The organism is Rothia sp. HSID18067 (assembly GCF_003989445.1).
GTDB classification, from domain to species: domain Bacteria; phylum Actinomycetota; class Actinomycetes; order Actinomycetales; family Micrococcaceae; genus Rothia; species Rothia aeria.
In genome coordinates, this window is sequence record NZ_RBMF01000001.1 from 1,041,054 (window position 1) to 1,051,694 (window position 10,641).

Genomic DNA, 10,641 nt, shown 5'->3' on the forward strand with positions numbered 1-10,641 from the left:
GGGCTGGGCTGGTGCTAGTTATAGCTTGTTCGCTGCCTCTGCCTGCTGCACCGCCTCCGCCAATAGTTCGGTGGGGTGCGGTTCAAGAGTCAGAATAGTACGCAGCGCCGCTGCAGCCGTGCCGCGGGCTTTCGGCGCGGGAATCAGACGATCAGGTATTGGCACGCTCACACCGTACTGCGTACACAATTGAGCCAGCAGAACGGTCAGCTGATGCCCTCTAGGAATCGTGGTTTCCCCAGTTACTACCGTAGTCAGGGTCTGAAGCACCCGGTACCCGGCTAGGGCGCTCAGCTGCGCCGCATCGTCAAGGGTTTTCGCGATACGAGATGCAATAATCGCCTTCTCATCAAAAAGGAGTATCAGCTCTTTCGCGAGAAGCTGCGGGTCAAGCAGGTTCGAAGCACACAGCCCGGCAAGTGCCTCAGCAGCGGCGGCTCTTCCTTCGGCCTGCGCCGCCCCGCAGGCGTGCGCTAATGCAGAATAAACGGGCTCCTGCAGCACCCGCCCGGTGTGTTCAAGAGAACGTAGAAACAAGACCGGCTGCATACCATGGGCCAGCTCCATGTGGGCGTGGGCCGCGTAGGTATCAATATTGTGCTGAAGCATCCACCCCGCCCATTCGCGCACCCGCTGGCGGCCATTAAAAACCATAGCGTCGTGGATCCCGAAGTTACCGTCTCTACGATCTGCGGTACCCGCCAGGAGCGCATTCACGACTGGGTCTTTGCGGTAGGCCTGCGGTACAGGGGCAAACCACCATGCAGCTTCACGGTTCTCATCCCTGCCGTACCTCAGTGAGGGGATCCGGTAGCGCCTGCGCTCCCACAACCGCTGTTGTGGGGGTACCGCAACCATTAACGGGGCGCCTTCTTCGCCTGCGATGCTGCATTCAACGAACCGGTTGAGCTCGTGGATGAGCACGGTGCTGAGGGCGCGGTTGGGCAGGAACAGCCCGGTGTCCCCGCCGACTGCCATATGGGCTATGAGCCTATCCCATGCGGTACCCGCTGGCTTGGGCAGCCCCGCGATTTTGGCGAGGGCAAGCGCCATCAGGGAGCTGTACGGAATGTTATCCCACAGGTGAGCTTCGGACTCTTCGTCTGTACGGTTGTTGCGCTCACGGTAGCTGCCCACGTATTCTTGGCGGGCCAGCTGCCGAATACGGTCAAGATTCTGCGCATCTACCGCGCCTATACCGTGCGTAATAATTCCGTCAATGATGCGCGGCAGATCCGCCCCGTCCCCAGCATCAATAAGGTGTTCAGCGATAAGCTCGTTCAGCTCGGCTACACATGGGACAGCCGCCTTTTGTGCATAATAATGCAGTATTGGTGTGGTGCGTGGGGCGGGTATTTCCAGCGAATCAGCATCTGTTTTTATAGCGCCCGTGATGCCTGTACCCTGTGTCTCCTCCGGTGTTATAAGTTTTTGTGCCTTCTCAGCGAGGTCTATGGGGAATGTTGGCAGAAATTCTGCCACTAGTGCGCTGACTTTCTCAGGCACCTCTGCATAGCCGCACTTTTTTGCATAGCTATTCAGGGTGTGGAGCAGGCTCAGCTGGGTTGTGACGCTCTTTTTATCGGCTCGGCTCAGTACCGCTTCGCTCGCTGTAAGGAGCCCGCTCATATTCTCTAGGCTCCCTGATTGTATGAGGCTCTTATAGGCGTTTTGTCCCACACTCACCGTTACCGCAGACGGTGCTGCTAAAAGCGCCGCATAACTTCCTTCCCGCCGGGAAAGCTCACGGCTATCGGGGTTCAGGTGCCGATGAATATTCACGTACCACGTGATGTTTCGCGCCGAGAAGTCACTGAGCATCCCTGTTAGTGTGGCGTCTAAGAGGCGGTCACGGAAACCCGGCACCTGATGGCACAGAATATCGAATGCGGCCATGAAGTCGTGCTCGACCCTACTGCACGCCTCGGCGCGTTTTCGCGCGTTCATACCACGAACATCTGAACCGATCTCTGCGAACTGGCGCGTATCTCCCATACCTTCAACGGAGAAAAATTCCCAGAATTCCCGCTGGTACAGCCGCTCATCTGAGGTAAGGATGCGGGCGATACGTTCCGGGCGGGGCTCACGTTTTTTGGGTTCCCGATAGTAGGGGCGACGCAGATAATCACGGATTGTTGGCAAATAGCTGGGGTGGTACCGTTCGGGTGGTACGTCCCGCATGAGCAGGCGCATGATGTGCAGCGCCCATAGGTTTCTCACACCGAGCATATCGTCCATTACTCGCTGAACCCAAGTACCCCCACGATGCAGAATACCCGCAGCGAATGCTTCAGCTGCTGCTTCCCGTACTGACGCATCTGTGCATAGCTGTTCCCCGGAGTACACTGGGTAATTAGTGCCTGGGTGCCGGGCAATCCATGAAGTGCATGGGTCGTTGGCGGAGGGCCACGTGAATATTTCACCCACTTTCTTACGCCCCGCCAAAGCCGCCCGCAGATAGAACATACGCGGGGTTGGCCCTTCCCTCTCATACACTGCGGTAAACCCACCTAGGGTGCGCAGCACAGCGGAGCGTTCTTTCTCGCCCGTCCCCGCCAGGATCTCGTCTAGTCCCCGCCAGTTCCCGGTCTTTGGTGCAGTAAGGATTGCACGAATCATCTCGGCCAGGCTTTTCACTTGTGAGGTATGCGGCGGCAGATGCACGGGGCCGGTCATTTATTTGTCCTCATCATCGTATTGCAGCCTGTTCGCTGCCTCTGCTTGCTGCGCCGCCTTCACCAATAGTTCGGTAGGGTGCGGTTCAAGAGCCAGAATGGTACGCAGCGCTGTTGCCACCGTGCCGCGGGCTTTCGGTGCCGGGATCAGACGGTTGGGTATTGGCACGCTCACACCGTACTGCACGCACAACTGGGCCAGAAGAGCAACCAGCGGGTACTCATTTACCACGTCGGTGGATTCCTGCAGCATAGCGTGCAGAGTTTGAAGCACCCGATACCCGGCCAGCTCGTTCAGCTGCGCCGCATCGTCGAGAGTTTTGGCAAGGCGCCCCACAATCATCGCCCCATCAGCCATGAGCAGTTTGAGCTGTTCGGCAAACACGTGCGGGTCAAGCAGGTTCGAGGCGCACAGCCCAGCAATCGCCTCCGCGGCAGCAGCACGGTCAGCATCGTTTTTAGCCCGGCAGGCGTACCCCAAGGCCGAATATACAGGCTCACCCGGTATGCACTCGGTGCGTTCAAAAGTATTCAGAAAAAGCCGAATCTCAGGGCGGTGCGGGTAGTTCATCCCAGCGATAAGGCTCATATGTGCGTGCGCCGCGAGGGTGTCTAGGTTATGACGCAGGGCCCACACCATCCACTCATACACCCGCTGCTCGCCCTTAAAATCAATGTAGTCGGCCACCCCGAAATTGCCGTTGGTGCGGGTGAACGGGCCGCCCAGAAGAGCGGACTCCACGGGGCTAATATTTTTTCCGGCTTTAATGGCCGGGGCAAACCACAGCGGGGCTTTCCACCCGTGCCCTTCCCAGGCACGTGCCAGCGACGATAATTTATACCGTTTACGCGTCCATTGGCGCTGCTGCTGGGGAACTGGCCGCATGAACGGTACTGTTGCCTGCCCGCCAGCGACCTGACGGGTGAACCGGTCTAGTTCGCGGATGAGCAGGGTGCTTGCTGCACGATCCGGCAGGTGAGATGCGGCGGTTAGTGTCTTTCCCCGCCCTGAAGTCATGGCAGCTATCAGAACATCCCAGCTAGCGTGCTCAGGTTCGCTAGCGTTCACGGTCACTGTAGCGAGCGCGCACGCTAGGAGCGTTCCGTACGGGGCAAGCTCCCACTGGCCTGTTGTCTGCCCGGTTCCTGCATGGTGGGAGTTATCTTGGTTCTTACATTGTTGCCGGGCTATGCGTTTAATGCGGGTCAGAGTTGGTGCGCTTATTGCGTCAATGCCTAAGGTGATGATCGCGTCGAGAATACGCGGCAGATCTGCCCCGTTGCCGGCATTAAGCAGGTGTTCAATCATTAGTTTGTTGAGTTCGGCAGCGTCAGTAACAGGGGCTTCGGGCGCATAGTTATCCGGTAGCGGTACGGCACGTGGTTCGGGAACAATAGGGGCTTCAGCTGGGGCATTCTCTGTGCCAGGAGCCTCTGTTCCGTTATCTGCGGGGCTATTATCGGCGGCTATGATGAGTCTTTTAGCGGGCTCAGCCGTATCTACCGGAAACGATGGCAGAAACTCGTTCACTAGTGCAGATACTTTCTGGGGAACCTCAGAAAGCCCGTTTTTCTTTGCATAATTATTAAGTGAGCGGAGCAGGCTCAGCTGCGCTTTAACGCTTTTCTTATCGGTGCGGGCAAGTACTGTTCGGCTTGCTTCTATCAGCCCGTTTACCTCCCCCAGCTCCCCGGTTTTCATGAGGGTTTTATAGGCGTTCTGCCCCAGGGCAACAGCCGCCCCGGAGGGCACAGTAAGAAGCGCCGTGTAGCGTGGTTCTCGCACCGAAATCTCAGTGCTGGTGGGCTTTAGGTAACGGTGAATATTTACGTACCACGCAACGTTGCGGGTCGAGAAGTCGCTGAGTGTTCCCGTGAGAGTGGCCTCCAGCAGGCGGTCACGGAACCCGGGGATACGCTCACACAGCTCACTCAACGCACACAGGTAGGCGTTTTTAATCTTCTCTCGGGCTTCTTTCGCACGCGCAGCATCCCAGATGAGTGCCGTATCGTTGCGATGCTCTAGGGACTGTTCATCGCCCATCCCTTCGACGGTAAAAAACGCCCAGAATTCTTTCTCACGCAGCGCCTCATCGTCCGTGAGTATACGCACTATACGCTCCGCCATGGGCTGCGGCTGCAGGTTCAGCCCGTCACCAGATATATAGTTACGCACCATCCGCAAATAAGGCAGCGGGTACTGGTCCGGGGTGAGGTGCCCGGCGAGCGTGCGGCATACCCGCCACACCCATTCGCGTCTGTTCCACACAGACGCGCAGATTGTCTCTAATCGTTTCGCGATGTCCCCTCGCGATATAAGACCCGCAGTGTAGGCGTGTACCGCACGGTTGAGGGCTTGCTCATCAGCGCGCATGACGGCGGGTGTGTATACGGGGTAGGCGGTTTTTCTGCGTTGTTTCCCCCAGTAGTCCAGGGTATCTGCCCAGCCGCCCCCGGCAAGATACTCAGGGTTGGAAGCCAGCGCCGCCCACAGGTAGAGCATCCGCAGGGTGGGGCCTTCGGCCTCATACAGCCCGTACATCCCACCAAGACTGCGGGCGATAGCGGTTCGGTCTTTTTCCGTTGTCTCAGTCAAGTAGGTCTCTAGCATATGCCAGTTCTCGGTATCTGAGCCGGTGAGAATCATGCGGATCGCGGCGGTGCGTTCCTTAACGCTCATAGCTGTTGCATTCGCCGTTTCAGATGGTCTTTCAGGCAATTCTCGCTCCCTGGTGGTTGGTTGTTGTACACCAATAGTACGGCCTTTTAGCTGCGGATGCGCCGGGTCTAGCTGCCACTGATCGCAGCCCGCTCTAAAGCCCCTAGTCGGCGTATTATTGCTGCCTGTATCTGGGTGTTTAATACGCGACGGCGGCACGGCTCTTGTCTATTTTTCTCATGGTTCTGCTGGCTCTTGCCGCTGTGACGCTGAGAGAATTGGGTAATAGGTTCAGTAACAGAACATTTCAGGGAGGTAACCGTGACAGATACCATGCAGCAGGTGCAGCTCGTGGAGTGGGGTGGGCCTGAGGTGCTGCACCTTGCGGAGATTCCCGTCCCCGAGCCGGTGCGCGGGCATGTGGTGGTACGGGTTCAGGCGGCGGGTGTGAACCCGATTGATACCACCACCCGTAAAGGGCTGGGCCCCGCAGCGCAGCTGGCAGATACCAGCAAACCGGTAGTTCTGGGCTGGGATATTGCCGGGGTGGTAACCGCCGTTGCGGGTGACTACACCGGGTTCGCAGTGGGTGATCGAGCGTTCGGGATGGTGAATTTCCCGGTTCTGGGGAACGCCTACGCACAGTACGCCCTGGTTCCCGCCTACCAGCTGGCTCATGCCCCAGATAATGTTCCAATGGAGCAGTTGGGGGCCGCTCCCCTTGCCGCTCTCACCGCATACCAGGCGCTTTTTGAGGTGGCGCGCCTTGCTGCGGGCGAGCGCATCCTCATTCATGCTGGCGCTGGCGGGGTGGGCCATATGGCGATTCAGCTGGCGGCAGCTGCCGGGGCTCAGGTGTACGCCACCGCATCTGCGCGGAACCGTGAATTTGTGGAGTCCCTGGGTGCGGTGTGTATTGACTACACCTCGGAAGATTTTCGTGAGGCTCTTGCCGACGATGGTGAGCATATTGATGCGGTGCTGAATTCAACCGGCGCGCAGACGTTCCTGGACTCGTTGGATGTGCTGGCCCCCGCCGACCGTATTTTCGCACCGGCGGGGCGTATTGTGACGCTTACCAGCCCCGACCCTTTGGAGGCGGCGCGGGAGCGCGGTTTCACGGCACAGTGGCTGACGGTGCACCCTGATGCCGGGCAGCTTACTAAGATCGCGCATTATCTGCAGGAGGGCACGCTGCGGGTTCACCTTGACCGGGTGTTTCCGCTGGCTGAGGCTGCGGCGGCCCACGAGTATATTGAGCAGCGCCACGCGCGCGGTAAGGTGGTGCTCGTTCCGTAGGCGCTGCGGCTAGTGCTTGTACGCTTCGGTGTGGGTGAACGGTTGGGTGGTTAAGGCGCGGAGGCCGTTTAATGGTGGTATGCCTGATTATGTGACTGGTTTTTACCGCCCGGATTCGTTCCCTTTTGAGCAGCGGCAAGCGTTTGCCTACGATTTCTTTCCCGCTGTCTCACCCGCGGCTTCCGATGCTCGCTCTGCCCTTTTGGTGTGGGTGCACGGCGGCGCCTGGCGGTTTGGTGATAACCATGGTTTACGCGATATTTCTCGCGCCCAGGGTGCCATGAGGGCGCTGTTTCAGCGGGCGGGGTGGGCGGTTGCTTCGGTGAATTACCGGTATTCGCATCAGGGTTTGTTCCCTGCCCCGTTGCATGATGTGGCTGAGGCGGTTCGGTTTTTCCGGGCGAATGCGGCCCAGTTTGGGGTGGATGCTGGGCGTATCGCTATCGCTGGGGGCAGTGCGGGCGGGCATTTGGCGATGCTCTGCGCGTTCGCCGCCGATAGCGCCGCATCAGGTTCTTTGGATGCTGAGCTGGCCGAGTATTATCTGGGTTTTGGCTCTAGCGCCTACCCTGATGTTTCAGCGTCGGTGGTGTGCGCCGGGTCGTTCTACGGGGTCAGTGATGTGCGCACGATTTTTAGCGATAGGCCGTTGGCGGGGTGCCGACTGGCGCATCGTGATGATGATGGCGCTGAGTGGCGCCTGCTGGGTAGTGTGTATCCGGTTCCGGCTGATACTGCGGCGGATGCTCCAGCCCGGGTGAACTGGGCGCGGGCGCATCCTCTTGATATGGTGCGGACTGCGGGCCAGCAGTGCCCGCGTGTGCCCCTGTTTTTGGCGCATGGCATAGCCGATTCGTGTGTGCCGTATCAGCAGTCGGTGCGCGTCTTTAACGCTTTAAAGGCGCACAGAATACCCACCGATCTGGTGTTAGTTCCCGGCGCGGAGCATGCGGACCCGAGCTGTTTCAGCCCAGGGATTACCGCACAGTTTTTGGGGTTTCTGCAACAGCATATGCCCACAGACAGTACCGATAGTCCCACGGAGTCAGCGTAAGCCGCCTTAACCGGGTGAAATAATTAAGGTACGAGCCGGGTTATGCCCTACTTTTTATTCATCCGGTGCGCCCGGTATGTTTCTACGTCGGCAAACGCTACACGGCGGTGTTTTTTCAGTTTTTCGAAGGGGATTTTCCCGTCTTCAAGAAGCCGAACAAGCGTGGGGCGTGACATTCCCAGATAATCGGCGGCTTCTTGGGTGGTCATCATTCTATCCTGCTGCACAAGCGTGACTGCTTTGTGTTCCAGCTGTGCCCGCAGAATGGTTTCCAGCGGCGCGTACATATCAGGGCTCAGGGGTATTTTTTCCCCTTTGCTATTTGCAATGTAGAGGGTATCGGCTTCTTCTGTGTGGTGCTCAGCGTCCCGCTTACGCTGGGCGTTTAAAAGCATGTCGAATAGTTCGCTGGGTGTGCTGTGCTGGCCAGCCGGGTCGGGCTCCTCTTCGTAATATCGCCCCTGCCCTCTGGTGCTCATACGATCACACTCTCTCGCCAATTTACGATATTTCTGTGCCTCCACCTTATCATATATTCGAAATTTTCGAAATATGGGATGATACCTTCACTATTTATTATGCAGATGCTGCGCCCACTATTACCTCAGCACCCGAGTACCGGGGTCAACCTCCGGGTCGTGGTTGGCGTACATGGCGATGCATCGCGGGTCGGCACCGGCGGCACACGCCCAGTCGAGGGAACTAAACGCCGCCTTGGCATCGGTCACAACCCCAGGACGCAGGCGCTTTTTGAGGTGGCGTGCCTTGCTGCAGGCGAGCGCGTGCTGATCCATGCGGGCGCCGGCGGTGTTGGTCATCTCGCGATTCAGCTTGCCCTCAACGCTGGCGCTACAGTTTACGCCACGGCTTCTGAGAAAAACCGTGATTTTATACAGTCTTTGGGCGCAGAATTTATCGACTATACAACCCAGGATTTCCGGCAGGTTCTAGGTTCTACCCTTGATGTGGTACTGAATTCTACGGGTGCACAAACCTTCATAGATTCTTTGGATGTGCTGGTTCCGGGCGGTCGAATCGTGACCCTCACAAGCCCCGATCCTTTAGAGACTGCACGCGAGCGCGGGTTTACGGCAGAGTGGCTGACGGTGCATCCCGACCGTTATCAGCTGGGTGAGATTGCTCGACTCATGTCGCTGGGGATCGTGAAGGTTCACGTGGATCAGACTTTCCCGCTAGAGCAAGCGGCAAAGGCTCATGAACTTGTGGGTTCCCGTCATGTGCGCGGCAAAGTGGTGCTTATTCCTTAGATTCCACGTGTTCTCTGGAAGAAGAAGATCCTGAATCTTTATAGGGCTGCTGATGCTCCAGACGATGAGGTGGCTGCCAGCATATGGTCCACGTCTCTGTGAAGACGCGCGGCTATGGCGGCATCATAGAGCACGCCGTTGTAGCAGAACTTTTCACGTTCTACGCCTTCAACCACGAACCCCGTATGGCGCGCCACTGCCGCTGATGCCGGGTTATTGGTACGGTACCCAAGCTCTAAACGGCGAACACGTGGGGACCTCGCGGATGTAAGAGCTGAGAAATCGTAGCTGATCTTGGCTTGTTCTGCGGGTTTTCCAGGTGATACAGCGCTATCATCCGACGCGTCTATATTCTGTGCCCAGTCGCACGCCGCACGCACGCATCGACGTGTTATACCGAGCCCACGGGTTTCTGCCGACATCCAGTAATAAACCCAAGCTCTATCCCAGGTTCCAGAAGGCTGGCGCCCCATACATCTGAAACCTACGCACCCGGCAGCTTGGTTATCAGCTTCCAGACACCATGCTATGTGTTCAGAAGACGGAAGAAGCTCTTCGCAGATGAGAGTTCGCGCATCTTCTACACCACCGAGAGCTGGCATCTGATGTACAAGATCGGGCGTTGCACGGTATATGTCATAGAGTCTTGCGGCATCATCTTCCCGCCAAGCCCGCAGTTTTATTTTCATGACCTTCCTCCGCGTTTGAGGTTATTAGTATCTGCTCCAAGATTACACAAGACTTCGGGTTCCCGCCTCAACTTCCGGGTCGTGGTTAGCGTACATAGCGATACATCGCGGATCGGCACCGGCGGCACACGCCCAGTCGAGGGAACTAAACGCCGCCTTGGCATCGGCCACAACCCCAGGACGCAGACGCTCCTCAAAAGAGGGACGGCCAAATCCCACATTCGAAGTCAGCAGAATATATTTGCGTAAGTCATCGCCAATAACGCCCGGTTCCGCATTAGGTACGGTGTCGGTACCGCGCACGAGTGTAGCCGTCAGCCCGGGGCTGTGCCCCGGCGCGGACACCATCACCACCGAACCGTCACCGTACGGGTCGTACGCCTGCCTCTCCCCTACGCGAGAATTCCATGTATAGGTTTGCAGGTTAACGCCCTTCCACTGGTGCGGCAGGTATCGTATACGGTCTTTCTGAGCGGCTCGGAACTCAGCCTCAGACACCAGGATGCGCGGGGCTTCTTTGACCAGACGAAGCCCATCCGCGTGGTCGCAGTACAGGTGGCTCATGAGCACAAGGTCAAGGTCGTGTGGGCGGATTCCGCGCTCTTCAAGCTGTTCATGAATAGCTTGGCCAGCAGGCAGGTTTGCTTTATTCACGGGGTACTGGTGACGCAGATTCTTCATCTGGCCCCAGCGGGTGCGGTTATCGGTGTGCCAGCCGGTATCAATGAGCGTCAGCCCGTGCTGGTTTTCAATCAAGTAGCAACTGACCGGAATGTCCACCAGGGCGCTTTGAGGCCGCAGCAGGTGGGTCCATGCCAGTGGCGGGTCAGTGTCGCGGTGGTACGGCAGCGCTTGATCGACGAGCACGGTACCGGTATGCAGAATAGTTAGTTGAACCTCAGTCATAGCCCCATATGCTACGCGTAACCCCTACCCATACGGGGCGTTTTTGGCCTGTTCGGCGGCGGGTATTCCGATGGGCGAAACATACCAAAGT

The 10,641-nt window shown here is 57.8% G+C and carries 9 protein-coding genes; 3 read left to right on the forward strand and 6 right to left on the reverse strand.

Annotated elements, in window-relative coordinates; translation table 11 throughout:
- Positions 1–18: 18 nt before the first annotated feature.
- Together D8M23_RS04595 and D8M23_RS04600 are read right to left on the reverse strand one after the other, a co-directional pair.
- Positions 19–2,676, reverse strand: coding sequence for a DUF6493 family protein (locus D8M23_RS04595; protein WP_126853851.1), 2,658 nt, complete (start codon positions 2,674–2,676; stop codon positions 19–21).
- A complete protein-coding gene (locus tag D8M23_RS04600) occupies positions 2,677–5,355 on the reverse strand; it encodes a DUF6493 family protein (protein ID WP_126853852.1) in 2,679 nt (892 codons plus the stop codon). It abuts the gene before it with no gap.
- Positions 5,356–5,655: 300 nt separating this feature from the next.
- On the opposite strand from D8M23_RS04600, the gene D8M23_RS04605 reads away from it, so the two are divergent.
- Entirely contained in the window at positions 5,656–6,633 is a 978-nt protein-coding gene (locus D8M23_RS04605) for an NADP-dependent oxidoreductase (protein WP_238693758.1), read from the forward strand.
- A gap of 79 nt (positions 6,634–6,712) precedes the next feature.
- Entirely contained in the window at positions 6,713–7,687 is a 975-nt protein-coding gene (locus D8M23_RS04610; RefSeq protein WP_126853853.1) for an alpha/beta hydrolase, read from the forward strand.
- 47 nt (positions 7,688–7,734) lie between these two features.
- On the opposite strand, the gene D8M23_RS04615 is transcribed toward D8M23_RS04610, so the two are convergent.
- Together D8M23_RS04615 and D8M23_RS12105 are read right to left on the reverse strand one after the other, a co-directional pair.
- Positions 7,735–8,166, reverse strand: a complete 432-nt coding sequence (locus D8M23_RS04615) for a helix-turn-helix domain-containing protein (protein ID WP_023134609.1) — start codon at positions 8,164–8,166, stop codon at positions 7,735–7,737.
- 120 nt (positions 8,167–8,286) lie between these two features.
- Complete coding sequence (locus tag D8M23_RS12105) at positions 8,287–8,505, reverse strand: hypothetical protein (protein ID WP_165575990.1); 219 nt, start codon at positions 8,503–8,505, stop codon at positions 8,287–8,289.
- On the opposite strand from D8M23_RS12105, the gene D8M23_RS04620 reads away from it, so the two are divergent.
- Positions 8,470–8,955 carry an NADP-dependent oxidoreductase gene (locus tag D8M23_RS04620; RefSeq protein WP_238693759.1) on the forward strand — a complete coding sequence of 162 codons (486 nt, stop codon included), beginning with the start codon at positions 8,470–8,472 and terminating at the stop codon, positions 8,953–8,955. The two genes, D8M23_RS12105 and D8M23_RS04620, sit on opposite strands and share 36 nt — an antisense overlap.
- 38 nt (positions 8,956–8,993) lie before the next feature.
- On the opposite strand, the gene D8M23_RS04625 is transcribed toward D8M23_RS04620, so the two are convergent.
- Together D8M23_RS04625 and D8M23_RS04630 are read right to left on the reverse strand one after the other, a co-directional pair.
- Positions 8,994–9,644, reverse strand: coding sequence for a GNAT family N-acetyltransferase (locus tag D8M23_RS04625; RefSeq protein ID WP_006888840.1), 651 nt, complete (start codon positions 9,642–9,644; stop codon positions 8,994–8,996).
- Between the two features lie 42 nt (positions 9,645–9,686).
- Positions 9,687–10,550 (reverse strand): N-acyl homoserine lactonase family protein, encoded by an 864-nt coding sequence (locus D8M23_RS04630; RefSeq protein WP_126853854.1) that lies wholly within the window; start codon positions 10,548–10,550, stop codon positions 9,687–9,689.
- Between the last annotated feature and the right edge of the window lie 91 nt (positions 10,551–10,641).